The organism is Treponema sp. R6D11, assembly GCF_054786075.1.
Genome location: NZ_BDHD01000476.1, coordinates 1 through 853, shown reverse-complemented (window position 1 = coordinate 853; position 853 = coordinate 1). Strand labels below are relative to the sequence as shown.

At 36.9% G+C, this 853-nt stretch carries 1 protein-coding gene; it reads left to right on the top strand.

From position 1 onward, the window contains the following. Nucleotides 1–853: MBG domain-containing protein (locus tag ACYVTD_RS14070; RefSeq protein ID WP_461248351.1), on the top strand; the 853-nt coding region annotated here is incomplete at both ends.

Below are 853 nucleotides of genomic sequence, written 5' to 3'. Positions count from 1 at the left end.
CAACAACGCTTATAAACGATAGAGACTACACTATCACCGCTTCTAATAACAAAAACGCTGGAACAGCGTCTGTTTTAGTAACCCTAAAAGGAAATTACAGCGGTTCAGGAACAGTTTCATTTACGATTAACAAAGCAAATCTAACATTATCCACGCCGTCTCAATCTTATTCTATAAACTATGGGCAAATAATTAAGGATACCCTCACTGTGGATTATACCGGTTTCGTTAATGGCGAAAATCTTGATACTGCAAATTCAACAGGCAGCATTTGCTTTATAGCGACAAAAAATGGCATAGATTATAATGAGCAAACCGTCCTAAACGCCGGAACATATACAATCAGAGCCGGTGGCTTAGATTTTGCAAACTACAACGTTATATCTCAAAATGCCGGAACATTAATAGTAAACAAAGTTGCACCAAGCATATCAACATCACCTACAAAAATTCAAAATCTTTCATATGACAACTCATCTCAAAACTTAATAACATCAGGGGCAACAACCGACGGAGTTCTAATGTATGCTGCTTCAAATAACACGACTCCGCCTTCAATAGAAACTTTTGCCTCTTCTGTTCCGCAAGCAACAAATAAGGGAACATATTATGTATTCTATTATATACTAGGAGATGAAAACCATCTTGACTCATCTATATCCGAGCCAATCGAAGTGGCTATATCCCCAAAAACCATAACACCATCTATAACTATCGAGGGAGTGTATACATATACAGGCGAAGAAATTTCACCTCTTCCTTCAGCTGTCAAAGTTAGTGATGGTCAAACAACTTTAATATATGGAATAGATTATACTTATTCCGTATCAAACAACATTAATGCAGGCACAAA